We start from the raw sequence: 21,108 nt of genomic DNA, 5'->3' as shown, positions 1-21,108 counted from the left end.
CCAGTAGGCGACAGATGATTTTTATGCAACCTACTTTTTATAATTATTCGCTATGAAACCTGCAAAAGAAATTCGTGTTGGCAACATTATTATGGTCGATAGCAAGCCTATGATCGTCTTGCGCTCTGATGTCAACGGTTCAAGCCGCACAGGCTTCACCTACAAATGGAAGATGAAAAATCTTCTGACAAACAGCCCACAGGAAAGTGTTTTCCGTGGCGATGACAAATTTGACGTTGTTGTCCTCGACAAAAAGCCAGTAACTTATTCTTACTTCGCTGATCCATTGTTTGTATTCATGGATGCTGACTACGAACAGTATGAAATCGAAGAAGAAAATCTGGGCGATGCATTGCATTACCTGAAAGACGGCATGGAATGCGAAGCTGTTTTCTATGATGGCAAAGCGATCTCTGTTGAATTGCCAACAACGATTGCACGTCAGGTTGTGTACTCTGAGCCTGCAGTTAAAGGCAATACTTCCGGTAACGTATTGAAAGAAGCGAAGATCGAAAATGCGATCGAAGCGCATCAACATACCGTACAAGTGCCGCTGTTCGTCAGCCAGGATGACGTGATCGAGATCGATACACGCACAAACGAATACAAACGTATCGTTCGCAACTGATTTCATCAGAATCAAAAAAAGCTACTCACTGAGTAGCTTTTTTTTCGCCTGCTTTAACTGACTTCAGCATCCTCGTCCGACCAATTTAAGCATGTGAACGAGGAAGTGGAGGCAACAAATCAGAATGCAGGAACAACAGCACCTTTGTATTTTTCTTCAATGAATTTCTTCACTTCAGGAGAATTCACAGCTGCAATCAGCTTTTTAAATGCCGGGCTGCTTTTATTATCGTCACGTGCCACCAGCAAATTTGCGTACGGAGAATTGGCATCTTCAATGAACAAAGAATCTTTCACCGGATTCAGCTTTGCTTCGATAGCGTAATTTGTATTGATCAATGCCAGATCAACCTGGTTCAAAACGCGTGGCAAGGTTGCCGCTTCCAGTTCTTTGAATTTCAGATTTTTCGGATTCTCAATAATATCTTTTTTGGTTGAAGAAATATTACTTGGATCTTTTAATTTCAACAGTCCCTGTTTCGCCAGTAACAACAAAGCACGCCCCGAATTTGACGGGTCATTTGGAATAGCAACAGTCGCACCATTCGGAATATCCGCTACTTTTTTGTATTTAGAAGAATAGGCCGCGAATGGCTCAACGTGCACTTTAGCGACGGGCACTTCGATATCGTTTTTATGGCTCTTTTTAAATTCATTCAGATAGGGCTGATGCAAAAAGAAATTTCCATCCAGATGTTTTTCGTTGACCTGAACAGCAGGCTGAACATAATCAGTGAATACTTTGATTTTTAAGTCCACACCTTCTTTCGCCAGAAGTGGCTTCACAAACTCAAGAATTTCCGCGTGCGGAACCGGCGTTGCTGCGATAGTCAAGGTATCAGCAGCAGATGCTGCGCCGGAAGCAAGCAAAGCTGCTGCGCTGAAAGTGCTTGCCAACAAGCTAGCTAAGTGACGTTTAAAAGAGAGAGCCATAATTTATTATCCTTAAATTTATATAAATGAAATTACTTACGGGTAAATCGCAACACCAACTTGTCTCCGAAGAATTGTAATAACTGCACCAGCACTATCAGTATCGTTACCGTTACGACCATGACGTCCGTCTGAAATCGTTGATATCCAAAACGCAGCGCCAGATCACCAAGGCCACCGCCGCCTATCACACCAGACATCGCGGCATACGACACCAGGGCGATTGTCGTTACAGTTCCCGCCGCCAGCAGGCCAGGCAAGGCTTCAGGTAGCAAGGCGTGAATAATGATCTGATGCGTTTTCGCTCCCATCGCCTGACAAGCTTCAATAATGCCGCGATCCACTTCACGTAAAACGTTTTCTACCAGACGCGCAAAAAAAGGCGTCGTCCCGATGACCAGCGGAGGAATAGTGCCCGCGACACCCAGTGATGTACCCACCAGCAACAAGGTGAACGGAATCAGGACAATCAGCAAAATAATGAAAGGAACCGAGCGAAGAATATTCACCACAAACGATAACAACGCATAAATACCGCGTTGCTCTAACAGCTGATTTTTACCGGTAAGGAATAGCAATACACCCAAAGGCAAACCCAGTAGCACCGTAAAAAATAAAGAGAAACCCGTCATCGTCAAGGTATCCAGTGTCGCCTGTGCGATGTCTTCCCAGTCTATGTTTGAAAAATCCATCAGTGCGCTCCTTCAATGATTTCTGTACGCACATCGAGGTCCCGCAACAAATTCAATACCACCGCAATTTGATCCGGCGCTCCCGACAATTCCACTAACAGTTGGCCATACGGCGTGTTCTTGATGCGGGAAATTGTTCCCTGCAAAATCGTGATATCCGCTTTAGTCTGCGCTGCGATACGACTCAGTATCGGTTCATGCGTCGCCGCGCCGACATAGGTCAGACGCAGCAACTGGCTGTTTTCATGACGCTGAATTTTCTGCAACAGGTCGAGATCAAGCGCCTGATTTTCTGCGACCAGACTTTGCGTTACCGCATGCTGTGGATGCAGGAATACATCGGCGACATCGCCACTCTCAACAATCTCGCCAGCGTCGATCACCGCAACCTGATCGCAGATTGTGCGTATCACCTGCATCTCATGCGTGATCAGCACGATCGTCAATCCCAGTTTCTGGTTGATGTCTGACAGCAAGCGCAGAATCGCCTGCGTCGTTTCAGGGTCAAGTGCTGACGTTGCCTCGTCACACAACAAAAGATGAGGGTAATTTGCCAGCGCACGGGCAATACCTACCCGTTGCTTTTGCCCACCCGACAATTGCGATGGAAATTTATGCCGCTGATCACTCAGTCCGACCAATTCCAGTAACTCATCGACGCGCTGCTGACGCGCATCTTTACTGTAAGTACCGGCGAGCTTGAGAGGGAAATCTATATTTTCAGCAATAGTTTTTGCGTTCAACAAATTAAAATGTTGAAACACCATGCCGATACGTTGCCGCAAGCTGTGCAACTGTTCTGAATTAAACCGGGTGATGTCTTCACCTTCAATCAGAACCTTGCCGCTGCTTGGGCGCTCAAGTAAATTCAACGCTCTCAGCAAAGTACTTTTACCGGCTCCTGAGCGTCCGATGATGCCGAAAATCTGCCCCTTGCGAACAGTCAGATGTATGTTGCGTAGCGCATGTACTTCACGCCCGCCAACCTGATAATGCTTTTCTAATTGCTCAATATGAATCACTGAATCTCAAACCAATAAATAACGAATGATGGATTTTATCGAAGATACCAAATTCGTTCCAATCATATAAAGTAACTTGTATATACAAAAATTCGTATAAGCGATGCAATGCGTGCATCCAGCACTTCAGAAAATCTCATTCATGATTGTCGGGGCAAAAAAAAATGCGGCCTCAGCCGCATTTTTTCTTCGATTAATGAGAATCAGGATTTCGACAAGACACCCTGACAAGTCGCCTTCTGGCCACCGTTTGCTGGTAATTTTGCACATATACTATCTAGCTGTGCATGCACTTTCTGGAAAGTCACCTGGTGCTTTCTATCTTTGTTCCACTCGCCTAATTTCTTGCCCATTTTTTCAAGATAAGCATGATTGCGCTGATAAAAAGCATTTTCTGTTTTCGACAATTCAGCAAAGACACCTGAAACTGCTTTTTCAATACGCGCATCGTCTTCTGGCGTCAGTTCGATCAGACCGACCACATAATTCGAACCCCATTGCAAGCGGGTTGCAGGCCCTTTTGCTGCGTTATATGCCTGTTCATACCAATTCACTGCAGCCACTTTATCGCCACGCTTCTTCGCGTTCGAGCCCAAGGTTGACATGAAATAATACGGCGAATGCGAGCGTTTTAATTCTGCTTTCAGCAAGGTATCCGATGCATCCAGCAAATCCACATTTCCTAATGCATAGGCAGCGGAACTGACCACCGATTGCCGCTCATACGCGTCGCTAGTAGCCTGCTCGATTTGCGACACACGCTTCTGCACGTCTTTTTGCAAGGCTGCCGACGGTTTAGCATTATCAAGCTTAGCCAGCGCGATCTGCGCAATGATGGCGCTCAGTCTGTCTGTTTTCGATATGCTGTTATCGTCAGCGAGCTTACTCAGGGCGACATTCCATGCCGCAGTGAGTTTGCCACGCTGCTCTGATTTTGCGGAAGTTAAAAATTCCGTCAGCTCCGCCGCCGAACCAGCGACAAGATCAAGGTTGTCACGTGCAACTTTCGCATCTGCAAGTGACTTGATTAAGCGCTCAGTGGCCTGCTGTTTGTCAATGGCAGGAACTGTCTGCCCGGGTCTGGCATTGGCAGCCGCAAATAAGGCTTTCAAATACAGACGCGTTGCATTTAATCCAGCTGGACTTAACTCGGACAAACGCAATAACGTCGCTGGCAAATCTTTGTTGTTCACCAGCTTTTGCTGAGGATCATCCCATGAATAATCCGCCAACAGGCTCCAGTCATCCTGCTTCAGCGACTTATTCCCCGCTAAAGCCAGCTTTAAGGAATCAGCCACCGATGCAGAGGTATTCAATGCCAGCGTCAGCACCTGCAGATAGCGCTCAGAATCGACCTCGCCTGGCAAGCGGGTAATTTCAGTTCCATCCGGCTTGAACAATATCATCGTCGGGTAACCACGCACTTTGAATTGCGCCGCAAATTTCTGCGCCCCCGGGCTATCGCCATCCAGATACACAGGAATGAAATGCCGTGACTTATCAATGAATTCCTGACGATTGAATATCGTTGCCTTGACTTGATTGCAGGGCGGGCACCAGACCGCTCCCCAGTAAAGAAATAACGGTTTATTGGTAGACTTTGCTAAGGCGAAAGCCGCATCCACATTATTATCTTTGCGCCATTCGATACCACCCGCTTGCGTAGCATGTGCAGAAGCACTCGCAGTTTTATCCAGCGCGACGGCCAACGGTGCAGCCAACGTACCCACTAGCAGCGTTACCAGCAGGCTCGCAGAGAAAGAAGCATTTGTTTTCATAGAGTAAGTAAAAATACAAACAAGGGATTGAGTGTAGCAAAATTATGTCTGCGAATACGCCTTCTGGAGCACATCACTTAGATTGTTTTCACGCAACGATATACAGAAAAATTATTGTTTCATATTCGATAAATGCATTTTTCATCTAAGTAAAGAAGAATACTATCGTTTCCTTCTGCGCTTAATTTATGGAAGATAGCGGTAACTTATATTTGGGAGATCGCACATGAAAACAAACTCAGGTTTGCAAGCGCAACGTCGCTTAAGCATTGTCGGTATCGTTGCACTGATTGGTGCCAGCCTGCTTGCCCCCTCGCTCACTGCTCAGGCTGCCGAGCCGCTGCTGAATGCGTCTTATGATGTCACGCGTGAATTATTCAAAGAAGTGAATCCGGCTTTCGTCGCGGAATGGAAAAAGAAATCCGGAGAATCCATCACGATTAATCAGTCACATGGCGGCTCCAGCAAGCAGGCACGCTCTGTTATCGACGGTCTGGCAGCATCAGTAGTCACGATGAATCAGGCAAACGATATCGATATCCTTGCGGAGAAAGGTCTGGTTCCGCAAGACTGGGCGAAATCATTCCCAAACAACTCTGCGCCATTTTATTCGACCATGGTGTTCCTGACGCGCAAAGGGAATCCAAAACGCATCGCCAGTTGGGATGATCTTGGCAAACCTGGCGTCAAAGTGATCATTCCCAATCCCAAGACTTCCGGCAACGGACGCTATTCCTACCTCGCTGCGTGGGGCTCGGTTATTAAGAGCGGGGGTAACGAAGCACAAGCGCGACAATTGGTTGATCGTCTGTTTAAAAATGTTCCGGTACTCGATGCCGGTGGACGCGGCGCGACCACTACTTTTACGCAAAGGGAAATCGGTGACGTCTTAGTTACTTTTGAGAATGAAGTGCAACTGGTCAAGCAGGAATTTGGCGACAACTACGATGTCGTTTATCCGAAAACATCGATACTCGCAGAATCACCGGTCGCCGTTGTCGATAAAGTTGTTGATAAACTCGGCACACGCAAAGTAGCAACAGCGTATCTGCAATTTTTGTACAGTGAACAAGGACAGGAAATTGCCGCCAAACACTTCTTCCGCCCGCGCTCGGAAGTCGCATCTAAAAAATATGCAGCCAACTTCAAAGCGATCAATCTCTTCACTGTCGATGAAGTTTTCGGTGGCTGGAAACAAGCACAGAAAAAGCATTTTGACGATGGCGGTGAATTCGACAAACTATATCAAGCCAAAAAATAAATAACACTCGCCATGTAAAAAAGCCCTGTTGATACAAACAGGGCTTTTTTTTATTGATGAAATGCGGGTGAAAAGTGTCACTTCTTTTGCAGATACACTTTAATTTCCTTATCGGAGCGGCGGATATGCAAAGACAACCAATCCCGTAAAACAGACGAAAGCTGCGATGCTACGGTAATGCTTCCCGCTTCGTACTGGCTCTGTAATTTATTCAGTCGTTCCGTAAATTGATGATGTCCCTCTTTGTGCCGCTCCAGATTTGGAAATTTCAGTGTCGCCATCGCTTGCTCTTCACGAAGAAGATGATCTTTTGTGTAGGTGATCAGTTCACTCATGATTGCCTCAATTACTTCCTGACCGCGCCCGACACTGGTCGCTGTATGCAACTCATTGACCAGATTGACTAGTTTTTTGTGATCTTCATCAATCGGCCCGTTATCGATCACCATGTCGTCGGCCCACTCAAAATATGCCATGTCCGTATCCAGATTAAACGTTGAGTAACGCAGGCGAAGCGCGTGAGAAACCAATTGATGAATTTGTCGTACCTAACTTAAAAATACTGACAGCCTGCACCAGAGAGTTTGCCTGATGATCCAGAGACTGGGTTGCGGCCGCGGCCTCTTCTACTAATGCGGCATTTTGCTGCGTTACCGTATCCATTTGAGCGACCGCTTGATTCACCTGTTCAATGCCAGTCGTCTGCTCTTTACTTGCGGTCGTAATTTCTCCCATCAGATCCGCCACACGACGCACGTGTACCACGATCTCATCCATGGTGCTACCTGCCTGCTCCACCAGTCGGCAACCATCACTCACATTACCTACCGAATCAGAAATCAGCGTTTTGATTTCCTTCGCGGCATTCGCAGATCGCCCGGCAAGCGAACGAACCTCGGATGCCACAACCGCAAAGCCGCGCCCCTGCTCACCCGCGCGGGCGGCCTCAACTGCCGCGTTGAGCGCCAGTATATTAGTCTGGAACGCAATACCATCAATGACGCCGATAATGTCCGCAATCTTGCGCGAGGAAACATTGATTGCTTCCATCGTCTGCACAACTTCACCGACGACGGCACCACCTTTAGCAGCGACCTGAGCCGCTGATTCGGCAAGCCGGTTGGCATGCATGCCCGACTCAAAGTTATCTCTCACCGCTGATGCCAGTTGCTCCATCGAGGCCGCAGTTTGCTCAAGTGCGCTGGCTTGCTCTTCGGTACGAGAGGAAAGTTCCATATTGCCGTCTGCGATTTCATGTGTGGCGGCAGCCATCAAGTCTGTACCGCCGCGCACCTGATTTACGATGTGCACAAGGCTGTCGTTCATTTCCTGCATGGACTGCAATAACTGACCACACTCATCTTTCGTGGTGATCTGCGCTTTCGTCGTCAAATCACCCGAAGCAACGGTACGGGCAATATGCACTGCCTCACTGAGTGGTCGCGTAATTGAGCGCGAAATAAACCACGTCAGCCCGACACCAACGAATAAACCTGCGATAGTCAGCACAATCAGCAATGCAGTGGCCGAGGCAATACGATCCCGCACTTCCCCACTACTGTTAACAACAATTTTTTTCTGTAAATTTGTCAGGGCAACGATAGGTTCTTGCAATGCATCCAATGCCGGTAATGTCTCGCTGTTCATCGTCTGAATTGCGCCGGTTTTGTCTCCGGCATCTATCTGTTTCAGCACTTTTGAAAACGAAGCGACATACGCTGTCCGTCGTTCGGTCAAGGTCGCCAGCAAGGCCTGACCTTCAGGTAAATAAATCAGCTGTTTCAGAGTGTCTAAGGCAGCACTGATGACCTGCTTATTCGCCTCAATCGATTGCTTGACTCTGCCGGCCTGAGTGGCGTCATCCGCAATCAGAAGCTCCATCGTATTCCGCGCATTGGCCCGGGTAGTGGCGTTAATGACATTCGCTGCCTCGGCTTTTACCCAATCCTTTTCAATGATTCTGCTGTTCACGGCATTCACTTCTGCGAAACGTTGCAGCCCTGTGCCACCCATGCCCAGCGTCATTAAAATCAAAATACCAAAACCGATCGACAAACGAACGCCTATCTTTAAATTTGCAAATGCGTGCATCGCTCATCTCCTTTTTTCCAGATAGCTTCACGGCAAAACTCTCAATACTACACAGGCGATTTTAATGGGGCGAGATTGCGCATGATATACATCAATAGAACTACTCCAGACAATTCATCGAACTACGCAGAGATTGTTTTATCAAGATGGAGATTTTCACCCACAGTAAACATGGCTATGCGCAGGTGAGCAAGCGGCAACATCATGCAGCTTAAATCAGATGAAGAGGGTCTCGCTGTATTGCTTACCAATATGCGAACTGGGGCGCGCTGCCTTACCGATAATTTTTCATTGAGTGATAAGGCAGAACACAAGAATAATGCAGCTCATGAATGTATCCCGACTTCAACGAGCAAAACCGACATCACAATAAAAAAAGCCAGCTTAATAAATTAAGCTGGCTTTTACCTGGCGTCCCCAAGGGGATTCGAACCCCTGTACTCACCGTGAAAGGGTGATGTCCTAGGCCTCTAGACGATGGGGACATATTCTGTCCTTGTTACTGACCTGCACTTACCTGACAACCGGAAGTGGATTTAAAGCTGGCGTCCCCAAGGGGATTCGAACCCCTGTACTCACCGTGAAAGGGTGATGTCCTAGGCCTCTAGACGATGGGGACATATTCTGTCCTGGTTACTGACCTGATACTGCTTTACTTGCTGCCCACAATAAACATACTAAATTTATTGGCGTCCCCAAGGGGATTCGAACCCCTGTACTCACCGTGAAAGGGTGATGTCCTAGGCCTCTAGACGATGGGGACAGCAAGTATTTTCTGTTTCGCATACTGCCTAATGGCAGTGCACTTTTTTGGTGGAGGTAAGCGGGATCGAACCGCTGACCTCTTGCATGCCATGCAAGCGCTCTCCCAGCTGAGCTATACCCCCGACACAGAATAGAAGCGAGATTATAGGGGATGAACGCTTTATTGTAAAGCCCTCACCCGCTCTCGCTATCGATTAATCAGCAGCAATCACAGCAAGGCGCTGCAAAACAACTTCGCGACCAAACAATTCGACAACCGCATCAATTGATGGCGTCTGCAACTGCCCGGTTAACAGCAGACGTAATGGCATCGCGAGTTGCGGCATCTTCAACGTATGATCTGCCAGCACCTGCTTCAGTGCAGCAGACAAAGCGGCTTTATTCCATTCGACTGTTTTGCAAGCTTCTGCGTATTGGCGCAATGCTGGCATCACTGCAGCAGTCACATGTTGCGTCAGCAAAGCAGCATCCGCCGCTGGCTGACGATAAAACAGCATGGCCGCCTGCCCCAGTTCCACCGTCGTATTCGCGCGCTCTTTCAGCAAAGCAATCACTGCAGGTAAGGCTGGCGCGTCGGTGAATACGGCGCCATCTTTTTCCATCTGCGCACGGATTAAATCGGCAAGACGCTGATTATCAGCAGCTTTGATGTAGTGGTTATTAATCCAGGCCAATTTTTCAGGATTAAATTGCGCCGCAGAACCGGATAAATGGGTCAGATCAAACCAGCTGCACATCTGCTCCATAGAGAACAATTCATCGTCGCCGTGACTCCAGCCCAGACGGGCAAGATAGTTCAGCATCGCCTCGGGCAGATAACCTTTGTCGAAATAATCCATCACGCTGACCGCATCGCGGCGTTTGGACAGCTTTTGACCATCCGTGCCCAAGATCATAGGCACATGCCCGTATTGCGGCAGCGTCGCGCCAAGCGCATTCAGAATATTGATCTGACGCGGCGTGTTATTCACGTGGTCGTCACCACGAATCACGTGGGTAATCTGCATATCCCAGTCATCCACCGCGACGCAGAAATTGTAAGTTGGCGTGCCATCCGGACGCGCAATGACCAGATCGTCCAACTCTTTATTGCTGATCGTGATCGTCCCCTTGACGACATCGTGCCAGCTAACGTCGCCATCCAGAGGATTCTTAAAACGGATCACTGGCTTACGATCTGCAGGTACCGCTGGCAGCGTTTTGCCGGCTTCCGGGCGCCATGTACCGTCGTAACGCGGCTTATCGCCGGCAGCACGTTGACGCTCGCGCATCGCCTCGACTTCCTCAGGTGAGGAATAGCAATGATAGGCACTGCCATTAGCCAGCATTTCCGCCAGCACTGAACGATAACGTTCCATACGCTGCATCTGATAAAACGGGCCTTCATCATGCTGCAAACCCAGCCAGTTCATACCATCCAGAATCGCTTGCACCGCTTCCGGGGTGGAGCGTTCAAGATCGGTATCTTCAATACGTAAAACAAATGTGCCGCCATGATGGCGCGCAAACGCCCAGCTAAACAAAGCGGTACGGGCACCGCCAACGTGAAGATAGCCAGTCGGGCTGGGAGCAAAACGGGTACGAACGACAGTCATGAGATGAATTGCACCGCGTGCTGCGTCAGCCTGTAGCAGAAGCAACACCAGTATGCGGGTAAAGTTAAAACCAGCATTTTACCGTTTTCAGCGCGGCGAGGATACCGACTACGCCTGCACTGTAAAAAGCTGAAGAAAGTGAGCGTCAGACAGAAACCGAAGCTGGCGTTGTTTCAGCAAACAACTCTGGCTCGAACTCAAGACGCTGCGGATGCGTCAGCAACAGAAAATGTCGCCCTGTGCAACGGGAAAACAGGCTCATGCCTATCTGCGATGCGACCTGATGCCCCATCTCGGTAGTACCTGAGCGCGACAATAAAATGGGAATGCCCATCTGCGCCCCTTTTATCACCATTTCAGATGTCAGGCGACCGGTACTGTAAAAAATTTTGTCGCCACCATTAACGCGATCCAGCCACATTTTTCCAGCGATCGCATCAACGGCGTTGTGACGACCGACATCTTCAACAAAATATAACAGTTCACCCTGATTTGAAAATAAAGCGCAGCCGTGAACCGAGCCGGCTTTTTTATATACCGACTGCTGGGTACGGATGGTATCGATGATTTTATACAGTGCGGACTGGCGAATACGGGCATGGTCCGGCAACACAATCTGATCAACCTCATCCATCAGACCACCAAACACGGTGCCCTGACCACAACCCGTGGTCACAACACGCTTTGAAGTCCGCTCTTCAATGTCAGTCACACCGGTATGCGTGACGACCGCGGCCGCAGACACTTCCCAATCCACCTGTACCGAAGCGATATCGGTGATCTGGCGCAGCAGACGTTGATTGCGCAGGTAGCCAAGTACCAATGCTTCCGGGTTGCCACCCATGGTCATCAGCGTCACCAATTCACGCTTATCAAGATAAACAGTTAATGGGCGCTCTGCAGGAATGGAGATCAGATTAACGCGACCACGCTCATCGGTGACCTGCACTTCTTTGGTCAGCGCGACTGAGGATCTGGACAGCTCTGGCATATACGGAGAGTCAGGCATTATTTTTTCCGGCCAGGAGGGCATAAATCGGTGAAAATATACTCCCCCGGAGTATATCTGGCAGCCCAATATCTACAAGGAGATTAAGGGTGAAATGCCATTTTAAGGGGGGAGTATGTGTGTTTTACGAGGGTAGAACTTACTTTTTCGGCACGACAGGCGCATTGCCTGCAGGCGTTGTTGCGGCAACAGCTGACGCAGCCGAGGCACTAGCAGGGGTTGCGGCGACTTCCGGCACATAAGGGCCAGGGTCGGTGCATGCCGGCGTTGCCACCACCGCTTTGGCGTCTTTTCCCTTCAGATAAGCCGCCGCCACTTTGTCTTGCGATTTGCAAAGCTGATAGGCCGCTACTTTATCCGACCAGGCTGTTTTTGCTTTGGCTTCCGCCGCCTTTGCTTTTGCTTCCGGTGTCGGTTCCGGCAATTTAGCGAAGCTGACCGTTGCAAACAAGCCCGACAGCAACGCTACGCACACCGATGTCACCGACCATAAATTCTTAGATTTCATTTTTTCTCCAACTCAACTAGGCGTTGACCACGGCTACTTTGGATTCCGCTGTCGCCGTCGTACTGCGCACACGCGGAATTTTTCCTTGCTCAATATCGGCATACCAGAGATCGTGATGCTCTTTCGCCCAGACGTCGTCAACATAGCCGGTACGCATGGATTCATAAGCACCTTCCATCCCTATCGTACCGAGATAGATATGACCAATCACCATACCAGCAGCAAGCATCGCAGCAGCAATATGCACAATACTGGCAATCTGCATGTAAGCACGGCTGTATTCGAACCCCGGCACCAGTTTATCGAGCACAAAGCCGGATGCACTGACAATCAAACCCAGGCCAACGACGCCACCCCAGAAAATTATTTTTTCACCGGCATTGAAACGATGCGAACTCACATGTTCACCACTGAGTAACCCACCGAATTTCGCCATCCATTTAATATCCGATGCCGACGGCAAATTATCGCGGGCAAATTTGATAAAGAACAGAATGATAGACACCGTGAATATCGGGCCGACAAAGTTATGAATGTTCTTGCATAAAAATGCCAGCCAGCCGAACAGCGTCAGACCGAAGAATGGCAACAGTATGTGCTTACCGAACAGCATCACAATACCGGAGCTTGCCAGAGCAACGAAGCTCAAGGCCATACTCCAGTGCAGCGTACGTTCAGTCGGCGTGAAACGCTCAATCAGACGGCCAGTGCGCGGACCATCGAGACGAATCTGACCGCGAATCAGATACATCGCCGCCACTGCGGCTAACGCCGCCAGCAAAATGCCACCGCCTATCATCGTCAGCGGGCCATTCCGATATTGACGCCATGCCTCACCTGCTGTCGTCGCGCGTGCCTGACCGGGAAATTGCGTTTTCCCCTGTATCAGCACGCCCGCCTCCAGCGCTGGCAAGCTCGAATAATGCTTGGTGCCATCCGCCACCAGACGATATGTTGGCGCCAGATTGCCGGGTTGTGTTTGCGTGCGCTCGGCCTGATTTTGTTTCAGGATATCGACCGACTCAACGCCTGGCAATTTTTCTGCCGGAGCCGTAGTTGCCGCCGCATTTGCCGGTGCTGCAGCCTGCCCGGCATTCTGCGCAGATGCCAGTGCCGCGGTCAGTGCCAAGGTCAGCGAAAGAATCAAAGATCTCATGTCAACTCCTTGGATTAATTGGTTTTGACATACTCGTTCTGGTATTGATTACGAGCACGGATCTGGTTTTCCCATGCCGTTTTATCGCCGGGAGTCCACTCTTTCACAACGAAACCGTTGTGCGCGCCCTTCCATGCTTTTTCATCGACCAGACCACGTTTGGTTGTGCTTGCCTGATCACGTTCGCCACAGGCGGACAAACTCATCAGCGCAAGCAAACCTGAAATAATCAACATTGTCTTTTTCATGATTTATTTCTCCGTGGCTGGCTGCAGCTCAGGCTTTGCCTCTGGATTAGTTCCCTTGCCATAGGCAGTACCCCAACCCCAGACTTCACTGCCCTTACCACGCTTGACCACGCGGGTACGGAAAATATCGGCGATCACATCGCCATCGCCACCAAGCAGCGCTTTGGTCGAACACATCTCAGCGCACAAAGGCAACTTACCTTCGGCAAGGCGATTGCGGCCATATTTTTCAAACTCTTTTTCAGAGCCATCTTCTTCTGGCCCACCGGAACAGAACGTACATTTGTCCATTTTGCCGCGCAAACCAAAGGTTCCGTTTGAAGGGAACTGCGGCGCACCAAATGGGCAGGCATAAGAACAGTAGCCGCAACCGATGCAGATATCCTTATTGTGCAAAACCACGCCTTCGTCGGTACGGTAAAAACAATCCACCGGACAAACCGCCATACAAGGCGCGTCAGAGCAATGCATACAGGCGACGGAAATCGATTTTTCCTGACCAATAACACCGTCATTGACAGTCACCACGCGGCGGCGATTAACGCCCCACGGCACTTCATGTTCGTTCTTACATGCTGTTACGCAGCTGTTGCATTCGATACAGCGCTCTGCATCACAGATAAATTTCATTCTTGCCATTTTCTTCTCCTGTGAAATTACGCTGAGAACCGTTCGATATTACAAATCGTGGTCTTGGTTTCCTGCATCATCGTGACCGAATCGTAGCCGTAAGTCGTTGCGGTATTCACTGCCTCACCGCGCACGATAGGCATCGCACCTTCCGGATAAAATTCTTTCATATCCTTGCCCTGCCACCAGCCTGAGAAGTGGAAAGGAATAAACGCGGTATCTTCCGCTACACGTGGTGTCACCAATGCTCTGACTTTGATGCGCGCACCAGTCGGCGTAGAAACAATCACATATTCACCATTACGGATACCGCGGTCTGCCGCCGCTTTAGGATTGAGCTCGACAAAGTTTTCCTGTTGCAATTCCGCGAGCCACGGGTTGGAACGGGTTTCCTCACCACCACCTTCGTATTCCACCAGACGTCCGGAAGTGAGGATGATAGGGAATTTTTCGTACAGTTTTGCTTCGATGTTTTTCTGCTGCACTGACTTGTACAGCGTAGGCATACGCCAGAACGCTTTTTTGTCATCGTGAGTAGGATATTTCGCGACCAGATCAGGACGTGTGCCAAACAAAGGTTCACGATGCTGAGGAACAGGATCAGGGAAATTCCAGACGATTGCACGAGCCTTCGCATTACCAAAAGGATGGCAACCATGCACTTTCATGACCACGCGCTGAATACCACCAGACAAGTCAGTTTTCCAATTTTTACCTTCTGCCGCTTTCTTTTCTGCCTCGGTCAGATCATCCCACCAGCCTAACTTTTTCAGTAAAACGTGGTCAAATTCAGGATAGCCAGTGGTGATATCAGCGCCGAGAGAATGGGAACCATCTTCTGCCAGCAAACTGACACCCTCACGTTCGACACCGAAGTTCGCACGGAAGTTGCCACCACCATCCATGACATGCTTGGAGGTGTCATACAAATTAGGAGAACCCGGATGTTTGAGTTCTGGCGTACCGTAACAAGGCCATGGCAGACCAAAGTAATCACCCGTCATATCGTAACCACTGACAGGATCTTTGCCGCCTTTGCATTTGAGCGTTTTCACATCAAACAGATGCATGTTGCGCATATGCGCTTTCAAACGCTCAGGAGATTGACCGGTATAACCTATCGTCCAGGTACCGCGATTAATCTCTTGCAACATGGATTCTGGCTCTGGCTCCATCATGCCGCCTTTACCCGGCACCATTTTCAGCTTTGCCACCAGCTCTTTGGCAAAACCGAGTTTTTCTGCCAGCTGATACATGATCATGTGGTCGGTGCGGGATTCAAACAGCGGCTCAATGACTTTTTCACGCCATTGAATTGAACGGTTCGACGCAGTAACCGAGCCCGATGTTTCAAACTGCGTTGCGGCCGGCAACAGGTACACTTGGCGCTTAGGATTGAGTTGCTGATCTTCCGTTTTCATCGCGGCCATCGCAGCTGTCGCCGATGGATAAGGATCAATCACCACCAGCATATCGAGCTTATCGAATGCTTTTTTCATTTCCAGGCCGCGCGTCTGCGAGTTCGGCGCATGCCCCCAGAACACCATCGCCTTGACGTTGTTTTCCTGATCGATCAGTTCATTCTTTTCCAGCACAGCGTCAATCCAACGCGATACTGTCGTGCCTGATTTTTCCATCATCGCTTGGGAAGCAAATTGCTTCTTGACCCATTCGTAATCGACGCCCCAGACATTACACCAGTGCTTCCAGGCGCCCGTTGCCAGACCAAAATAGCCCGGCAGTGAATCAGGGTTCGGCCCCACGTCAGTTGCGCCCTGCACGTTATCGTGACCACGGAAAATGTTCGTACCACCACCGGATTTACCAATATTACCGAGCACCAACTGCAGCAGACACGAAGCACGCACGATCGCATTACCTATCGTGTGCTGGGTCTGCCCCATGCACCAGACCACTGTCGATGGGCGATTCAAAGCCATTGTCTCAGCCGCCTTGTAAACCTGATCTTCAGGTACGCCGCAAGCCTCTTCTACTTTTTCCGGCGTCCACTTCAGCGCTTCTTCTTTAATTTTTTCCATGCCGTACACACGGTCATGGATATATTGCTTATCTTCCCAGCCATTTTTGAAGATGTGATACATCATGCCGTACAAAAACGGAATGTCTGAGCCGGAACGAATGCGGATATATTGATTTGATTTTGCCGCAGTACGCGTGTAACGCGGATCAACCACAATCACTTTGCAGCCGTTTTCTTTGGCGTGCAGCAAATGCAGCATCGACACCGGATGCGCTTCCGCCGCGTTCGAGCCGATATACAGCGCTGCTTTCGCATTCTGCATATCGTTGTAGCTATTGGTCATCGCACCGTAGCCCCAGGTATTCGAAACACCGGCAACAGTGGTGGAGTGACAGATACGCGCCTGATGATCGGTATTATTTGTGCCGTAAAAAGACACAAACTTACGCAACAACATCGCCTGCTCATTATTGTGTTTCGATGAACCGACGAAGAACGTCGAATCAGGGCCAGACGTCTTTTTGATATCAAGCAGCTTGTCGGCAATTTCAGTCAAGGCCTGATCCCAGCTGATACGCTGATACTTGCCGTTGACCAGTTTCATCGGGTATTTCAGACGATATTCACCGTGACCATGCTCACGCAAAGCAGCACCTTTCGCGCAATGCGCGCCAAGGTTGATTGGTGAATCAAAGACCGGGTTTTGTCTGACCCAGACGCCATTCTCAACGACGGCATCGACTGCACAACCAACGGAACAGTGCGTGCAAACAGTACGGCGTACTTCAATTTTTCCGCCAGTTGCAGCACCGGACACGGAAGCTTTTGCTTTTTTAATCAGCCCTAATTGCGACGCCGCGATACCAGCGCCAACACCAATACCCGAGCGTTTCAAAAAGCCACGTCTGTCCATGGTCGGCAGTGCACGTGCGAGCGACTCCGCAAGTCCGGATGAAAAACGTGTTTGTGCACGCGACGCAGCGTCACCTTTACGAGTTAACAACATATCTTCACCTCAGAATTAAATAGTGGTGGTACGGTAGTATTTCTTCACGTGCTCAGTCAGGCGATAACCTGTGCCCTCAGGCTCTGCTGGAGCTGCCAGCGTTTCAATTTTATCCTGTACCACAGGCGCCGCTTTCAGCGCTAACAAGCCTGCAGCAGCCACACCTAAACCACCCAGCAAGCTACGGCGTTTAATTTTTTGATCCATGTTCGTCTCCGATGTCGACAACTAAACCTGGAGACTGATTGAAAAGCGATCAAGGATTGATCGCTGAAACCGGTATGGTAAGTATGGTAAAACACTCAAACCAGTTTCGCAGCTTATTTCCTCTCTGAAAAGGAGGAAAGCAAGTGCGCGCGTCTCCGAACTTTCAGCAGTCTACTCCATTCAAAAAAAAGATTCCCGACAGGAAAATCAATATTTAATACTATTTAACATTTGCAGAACAAAAACTTTTGATTACAACAAAAAAATAAGTAGTAACCCTTATTCCATATCAAAAGATTGCATTTCCACATCAAAGAAAACTTTTGCCAACTGTGCCAGGCTTGCATAAAAAGAAGCCTGCGGATGCGCAATAATCGCGTCGCACATCGTTCCTACCCAGCTTTGCATGTGTGTCGCAAAGAACTGTTTTTGTGTTGCCAGATTAGCTTGCAAAATGTCGTCCGATGCGATCAGGTAACGCATCACCTCACACAGCGAGGCAATATGATCCTCAGACTCGACAATATGTTCCGCACGCTCCAGCCCCAGATTCTGCAAATCAGTCCGCAATGCTGCCAGCGGCTTTTCCATCAGAAAGCCACTGAGGTAATACGAACCGTACAGCAAAACTTCAGGCTTACCGGTGCCGACAAAAAGCTGTTCATATTCATCCCGAACCAATTCTGCGTCGGACTTTCTTGCTGTCTCTATGAAATGCGTCCAGGCCTCACCCAACACACCCTCGCCATTGGTTTCTGCGCCGCTCAGCACTTGCAGCAAATCCTTTGATGGCGGCGCATACATCAGGGTAGCAAGCAGGCCGTATAAATCCGCGCGCGCCGTTTCTTCGCCCTGATCGGCAGTTTCAAATTTAATCTGTGTTTCCATTTTTCTGTATTTCCGGTAATCGTCTTAGTGCGGACGCTGCAAATCAGCAGCACTCATCATATCGACAACGCGACAATCAGGGCACATACGAATGCGATCGAGATGTCCTGCAAATGCACTATGCGCCCCAAGTTTTTGCACCATGGTTTCTATCATCTGCGCTGTCGCAAACGGCTTGCTGCAGCGTATGCAATGAAATGGCTGCGCTTCATTTAACACACGTACCTGTTTGGCGGCATCGTTCAGCAATAACCTTGGGGTCAGTGTTATTGCATGTTCCGGGCAAGTATCCTCACACAAACCACATTGCACACAATTGCGCTCGATAAAACGTATCTGTGGAGAATTAGCGTTATCCATCAAAGCCGAACTGGGACACGCACCTACGCATGACATACACAAAGTACAGACGTCCTTATTGATCGCCACTGATCCATATAAAGATCCGCTCGGCAAAGCCACTTCATCGACCGCGGCCGGTGCATGCCTGAGTAGATGATCGAGTGCAAAGTCCATGCTGACGCGCTTATCTTGCGCAACATTGAACAATGCTGGCGGTGGCACTTGCGCAGGCTTTAACGCATACAAAAACGACGACAATTCGGCGGATGAACCTGTTTCCAACAAATGAATATGCTGCCCCTGATAACCGAGTCCTGACAAAATCGCCTGCGAAATCTGTATCTGTTTTTGCAGAGCAAGGCGATATTCTGGCGCCTCTTCATCCGTCAATAAAATCGCGACAGAAGCAGCGCCATAACAAATCGCTGACAACCAGATTTCTATGCCTGTCGATGCCGTATGATGCAGCGCCATCGGAATCACCCGGGCAGGCAAGCCACGCCCACCCGCCTGCGCAGACTGACCTGTCTGCTGAACTAAAGTAGCGCCAGCTTCTTTGCTATGGAAAAGAATTGCCGGCGCCTTACCACCCGCTTTTGCATACGCGGACAACATTGTTTTGATGTGCAGGCCGGTGTCGGGTGCGCGCATATAGGCGTAGCTCATCGCACCGGTAGGACAGACCGTGGTGCAAGCACCGCATCCGGCACATAAATTTGGATTGACCAATACCTTGTCGCCCGCAGCTGATATTGCGTCCGTAGAGCAAACATCCAGACAGGCATTGCATCCCAACTTGCCGCTGCGACTATGGGCACAGAGTTTTTCTTTGTAGACAAAAAACTTAGGCTTCTCAAACTCACCGATCAACTGTGACAATTTCAACACCGCATCAAACTGTGCCGCCACATCATTGCCCGGCGCAAAATATCCCTGAGGCTTATCCGACATAGAGAACAAGGCTTGTCGTGACAAATCCAATATCAGATCACACGCGGTATCACGAACAACCGCCATACGCTCAAAATCAATCGCGCCGATCACACCGCAAGCCTTGACGCAATCACGGTGATTACTGCATTTATCCAGATCGATCTGGTAACTGAAGTCGATCGCATTTTCCGGACAAACATCAATACAGGCATTGCAACGGGTGCAGGTTTCCAGATCAATCGGATTGCTTTGCTGCCAGCTCACTTCAAACTGCCCGAGGAAGCCGCGCAACTTGATCGCACTACCAGACCAGACGGGGAACGTCCGGTCTGCCAGTCGCTCACCATGTGCCGCGCCCTCTGTCAGTAAAACGCTTACCGCCATTTGCGCAGACAAGCGATGCGCCCACGGCAGGGCAACATCTGCGGAACCGATAATCAACAGATTTCCCTGCGACTGATAATTCACCGTGGGTACAGGTTCGGGCGCAGGCAAACTGGCCGCGGCCAGCAAGGCTGCCATTTTTGGCAGGCTTTGCTTACGCTCCTCAGACCATCCGGCACTCTCACGTAAATTCACAAATTTTATTGGCGCAACACTGGTTTGCGCCAACTCAGAAAACAAAGCACGCTCCTGGGTACAACCGACGATCACGTCATCAACGCCTTGCACTGCGCTTAAAAAATTTCCCACTTCGCGGCGACATAACATATCGCTGACCTGCACATGTTCCGCACCAATTGCCTGCGCTAATTGCGCGGCTGCAGCAGCATTTAAAGGCAGGGTTTTATTACAACTACAAATTTTTATTTGCGGATTCATTCTGATCGCTCTCATCATTATTTTGCTGCATTATTTTGCTGGCCAATTCGGTACTCTGCGGGACTGGTGACACCTGATCTGACAACGGCAATTCCACCAGCGCAGGCTCAGCCACAAGTTCTGCAGCCAACGCACTTGGTCCCGCTTCACTGTCAGTGCTCGTTGCTTCGCCCTCAACAGGAACAGGATCAGGATCGAGCAAACGCTGCAAACCTTGCTCCAGATGTGCCAGCGGATTCAACAAGGTCTTGGCATGCAACAAAGACTCCAGCATTCCAGGCGGTAATGGGTCGGCTTTACCGTAATCATCAATATAAATATCCAGGCCATCCATGACATTGAAGTGAGGATTGGAAAACAGTTTTTTCATCGCTGAGCGACGCACTGACTCATCGACATCTTTCGCCATAAAGCGTGAAAAATCAGATTCATCACGCAATGCCGCCACGTCAGCCATGTCCGGTGCTTTATCTGGATTTTTTTCAACATCACTTGTGTCAACAGGAGTCACGACAGCCAATTGCTCCGGGCGCGCATCAGATACGGCTTCCGGAGTCATATCCTTTTCAGCGCCACGTTTACTCCACCGGCTGAAAAAATCGCTGGCTGCCATA

The 21,108-nt window shown here is 49.5% G+C and carries 19 protein-coding genes and 4 tRNA genes; 2 read left to right on the top strand and 21 right to left on the bottom strand.

The window, feature by feature from the left end; all coding sequences use genetic code 11:
* Positions 1–52 precede the first annotated feature (52 nt).
* Positions 53–628 carry an elongation factor P gene (locus H8K38_RS13115; RefSeq protein WP_186885261.1) on the top strand — a complete coding sequence of 192 codons (576 nt, stop codon included), beginning with the start codon at positions 53–55 and terminating at the stop codon, positions 626–628.
* Between the two features lie 119 nt (positions 629–747).
* Here H8K38_RS13115 and H8K38_RS13110 read toward each other — a convergent pair whose 3' ends face one another.
* The 4 genes from H8K38_RS13110 to H8K38_RS13095 form a co-directional block, all read right to left on the bottom strand.
* Positions 748–1,560: a MetQ/NlpA family ABC transporter substrate-binding protein gene (locus tag H8K38_RS13110; protein WP_186885260.1), complete on the bottom strand. Its 813-nt coding sequence runs from the start codon at positions 1,558–1,560 to the stop codon at positions 748–750.
* A gap of 32 nt (positions 1,561–1,592) precedes the next feature.
* Positions 1,593–2,252, bottom strand: a complete 660-nt coding sequence (locus tag H8K38_RS13105; RefSeq protein ID WP_186885259.1) for a methionine ABC transporter permease — start codon at positions 2,250–2,252, stop codon at positions 1,593–1,595.
* Positions 2,252–3,274, bottom strand: a complete 1,023-nt coding sequence (locus H8K38_RS13100; protein WP_186885258.1) for a methionine ABC transporter ATP-binding protein — start codon at positions 3,272–3,274, stop codon at positions 2,252–2,254. The genes H8K38_RS13105 and H8K38_RS13100 overlap by 1 nt, the downstream gene beginning before the upstream one ends.
* Before the next feature lie 203 nt (positions 3,275–3,477).
* Positions 3,478–5,052, bottom strand: a complete 1,575-nt coding sequence (locus H8K38_RS13095; RefSeq protein WP_186885257.1) for a thioredoxin fold domain-containing protein — start codon at positions 5,050–5,052, stop codon at positions 3,478–3,480.
* Between the two features lie 226 nt (positions 5,053–5,278).
* On the opposite strand from H8K38_RS13095, the gene H8K38_RS13090 reads away from it, so the two are divergent.
* Positions 5,279–6,313 carry a sulfate ABC transporter substrate-binding protein gene (locus H8K38_RS13090; RefSeq protein ID WP_186885256.1) on the top strand — a complete coding sequence of 345 codons (1,035 nt, stop codon included), beginning with the start codon at positions 5,279–5,281 and terminating at the stop codon, positions 6,311–6,313.
* 77 nt (positions 6,314–6,390) lie between these two features.
* On the opposite strand, the gene H8K38_RS13085 is transcribed toward H8K38_RS13090, so the two are convergent.
* The 17 genes from H8K38_RS13085 to H8K38_RS13005 form a co-directional block, all read right to left on the bottom strand.
* Entirely contained in the window at positions 6,391–6,789 is a 399-nt protein-coding gene (locus tag H8K38_RS13085; RefSeq protein ID WP_186885255.1) for a bacteriohemerythrin, read from the bottom strand.
* A gap of 13 nt (positions 6,790–6,802) precedes the next feature.
* On the bottom strand, positions 6,803–8,404 hold the full coding sequence (locus H8K38_RS18640) for a methyl-accepting chemotaxis protein (protein WP_186885254.1): 1,602 nt from the start codon (positions 8,402–8,404) through the stop codon (positions 6,803–6,805).
* Positions 8,405–8,813: 409 nt separating this feature from the next.
* A tRNA-Glu gene (locus H8K38_RS13075) sits at positions 8,814–8,889 on the bottom strand.
* 58 nt (positions 8,890–8,947) lie between these two features.
* Positions 8,948–9,023 (bottom strand) — tRNA-Glu (locus tag H8K38_RS13070).
* Between the two features lie 68 nt (positions 9,024–9,091).
* Positions 9,092–9,167, bottom strand: a tRNA-Glu gene (locus tag H8K38_RS13065).
* A gap of 48 nt (positions 9,168–9,215) precedes the next feature.
* A tRNA-Ala gene (locus tag H8K38_RS13060) sits at positions 9,216–9,291 on the bottom strand.
* A gap of 72 nt (positions 9,292–9,363) precedes the next feature.
* On the bottom strand, positions 9,364–10,764 hold the full coding sequence (gene gltX, locus H8K38_RS13055) for a glutamate--tRNA ligase (protein WP_186885253.1): 1,401 nt from the start codon (positions 10,762–10,764) through the stop codon (positions 9,364–9,366).
* A 145-nt stretch (positions 10,765–10,909) separates the two neighbouring features.
* A complete protein-coding gene (locus tag H8K38_RS13050) occupies positions 10,910–11,773 on the bottom strand; it encodes a formate dehydrogenase accessory sulfurtransferase FdhD (RefSeq protein ID WP_255422955.1) in 864 nt (287 codons plus the stop codon).
* Between the two features lie 139 nt (positions 11,774–11,912).
* Positions 11,913–12,281, bottom strand: coding sequence for a hypothetical protein (locus H8K38_RS13045; RefSeq protein WP_186885252.1), 369 nt, complete (start codon positions 12,279–12,281; stop codon positions 11,913–11,915).
* A 16-nt stretch (positions 12,282–12,297) separates the two neighbouring features.
* Positions 12,298–13,437, bottom strand: coding sequence for a formate dehydrogenase subunit gamma (locus H8K38_RS13040; protein ID WP_186885251.1), 1,140 nt, complete (start codon positions 13,435–13,437; stop codon positions 12,298–12,300).
* Positions 13,438–13,451: 14 nt separating this feature from the next.
* Positions 13,452–13,685, bottom strand: coding sequence for a hypothetical protein (locus H8K38_RS13035; RefSeq protein WP_186885250.1), 234 nt, complete (start codon positions 13,683–13,685; stop codon positions 13,452–13,454).
* A 3-nt stretch (positions 13,686–13,688) separates the two neighbouring features.
* A complete protein-coding gene (fdh3B, locus tag H8K38_RS13030) occupies positions 13,689–14,324 on the bottom strand; it encodes a formate dehydrogenase FDH3 subunit beta (protein WP_186885249.1) in 636 nt (211 codons plus the stop codon).
* Positions 14,325–14,341: 17 nt separating this feature from the next.
* Positions 14,342–17,302, bottom strand: a complete 2,961-nt coding sequence (locus H8K38_RS13025; protein WP_186885248.1) for a formate dehydrogenase subunit alpha — start codon at positions 17,300–17,302, stop codon at positions 14,342–14,344.
* 15 nt (positions 17,303–17,317) lie between these two features.
* The gene (locus H8K38_RS13020) at positions 17,318–17,509 is read right to left on the bottom strand and encodes a hypothetical protein (RefSeq protein WP_186885247.1); all 192 of its coding nucleotides are present in this window, start codon (positions 17,507–17,509) and stop codon (positions 17,318–17,320) included.
* 279 nt (positions 17,510–17,788) lie between these two features.
* Positions 17,789–18,397, bottom strand: a complete 609-nt coding sequence (locus tag H8K38_RS13015; RefSeq protein ID WP_186885246.1) for a molecular chaperone — start codon at positions 18,395–18,397, stop codon at positions 17,789–17,791.
* 24 nt (positions 18,398–18,421) lie between these two features.
* On the bottom strand, positions 18,422–20,494 hold the full coding sequence (locus H8K38_RS13010) for a 4Fe-4S binding protein (RefSeq protein WP_186885245.1): 2,073 nt from the start codon (positions 20,492–20,494) through the stop codon (positions 18,422–18,424).
* Positions 20,469–21,107 carry a DUF3306 domain-containing protein gene (locus tag H8K38_RS13005; RefSeq protein ID WP_186885244.1) on the bottom strand — a complete coding sequence of 213 codons (639 nt, stop codon included), beginning with the start codon at positions 21,105–21,107 and terminating at the stop codon, positions 20,469–20,471. The genes H8K38_RS13010 and H8K38_RS13005 overlap by 26 nt, the downstream gene beginning before the upstream one ends.
* Position 21,108 lies beyond the last annotated feature (1 nt).

The sequence above is a fragment of the Undibacterium sp. FT79W genome, assembly GCF_014284215.1.
Lineage (GTDB): Bacteria > Pseudomonadota > Gammaproteobacteria > Burkholderiales > Burkholderiaceae_D > Undibacterium > Undibacterium aquatile.
Note: the sequence above shows the minus strand (reverse complement) of the source record. Positions and strands in the feature narration are given on the sequence as shown.

What these genes read in the sequence shown, in the direction of transcription:
- H8K38_RS13040 (WP_186885251.1), bottom strand. Translation starts at nt 13,437, where the DNA reads ATGAGATCTTTGATTCTTTCGCTGACCTTGGCACTGACCGCGGCACTG.
- H8K38_RS13115 (WP_186885261.1), top strand. Translation starts at nt 53, where the DNA reads ATGAAACCTGCAAAAGAAATTCGTGTTGGCAACATTATTATGGTCGAT.
- H8K38_RS18640 (WP_186885254.1), bottom strand. Translation starts at nt 8,404, where the DNA reads ATGCACGCATTTGCAAATTTAAAGATAGGCGTTCGTTTGTCGATCGGT.
- H8K38_RS13005 (WP_186885244.1), bottom strand. Translation starts at nt 21,107, where the DNA reads ATGGCAGCCAGCGATTTTTTCAGCCGGTGGAGTAAACGTGGCGCTGAA.
- H8K38_RS13045 (WP_186885252.1), bottom strand. Translation starts at nt 12,281, where the DNA reads ATGAAATCTAAGAATTTATGGTCGGTGACATCGGTGTGCGTAGCGTTG.
- H8K38_RS13050 (WP_255422955.1), bottom strand. Translation starts at nt 11,773, where the DNA reads ATGCCTGACTCTCCGTATATGCCAGAGCTGTCCAGATCCTCAGTCGCG.
- fdh3B (WP_186885249.1), bottom strand. Translation starts at nt 14,324, where the DNA reads ATGGCAAGAATGAAATTTATCTGTGATGCAGAGCGCTGTATCGAATGC.
- gltX (WP_186885253.1), bottom strand. Translation starts at nt 10,764, where the DNA reads ATGACTGTCGTTCGTACCCGTTTTGCTCCCAGCCCGACTGGCTATCTT.
- H8K38_RS13025 (WP_186885248.1), bottom strand. Translation starts at nt 17,302, where the DNA reads ATGTTGTTAACTCGTAAAGGTGACGCTGCGTCGCGTGCACAAACACGT.
- H8K38_RS13010 (WP_186885245.1), bottom strand. Translation starts at nt 20,494, where the DNA reads ATGAATCCGCAAATAAAAATTTGTAGTTGTAATAAAACCCTGCCTTTA.
- H8K38_RS13020 (WP_186885247.1), bottom strand. Translation starts at nt 17,509, where the DNA reads ATGGATCAAAAAATTAAACGCCGTAGCTTGCTGGGTGGTTTAGGTGTG.
- H8K38_RS13105 (WP_186885259.1), bottom strand. Translation starts at nt 2,252, where the DNA reads ATGGATTTTTCAAACATAGACTGGGAAGACATCGCACAGGCGACACTG.
- H8K38_RS13085 (WP_186885255.1), bottom strand. Translation starts at nt 6,789, where the DNA reads ATGGCATATTTTGAGTGGGCCGACGACATGGTGATCGATAACGGGCCG.
- H8K38_RS13035 (WP_186885250.1), bottom strand. Translation starts at nt 13,685, where the DNA reads ATGAAAAAGACAATGTTGATTATTTCAGGTTTGCTTGCGCTGATGAGT.
- H8K38_RS13090 (WP_186885256.1), top strand. Translation starts at nt 5,279, where the DNA reads ATGAAAACAAACTCAGGTTTGCAAGCGCAACGTCGCTTAAGCATTGTC.
- H8K38_RS13110 (WP_186885260.1), bottom strand. Translation starts at nt 1,560, where the DNA reads ATGGCTCTCTCTTTTAAACGTCACTTAGCTAGCTTGTTGGCAAGCACT.
- H8K38_RS13015 (WP_186885246.1), bottom strand. Translation starts at nt 18,397, where the DNA reads ATGGAAACACAGATTAAATTTGAAACTGCCGATCAGGGCGAAGAAACG.
- H8K38_RS13095 (WP_186885257.1), bottom strand. Translation starts at nt 5,052, where the DNA reads ATGAAAACAAATGCTTCTTTCTCTGCGAGCCTGCTGGTAACGCTGCTA.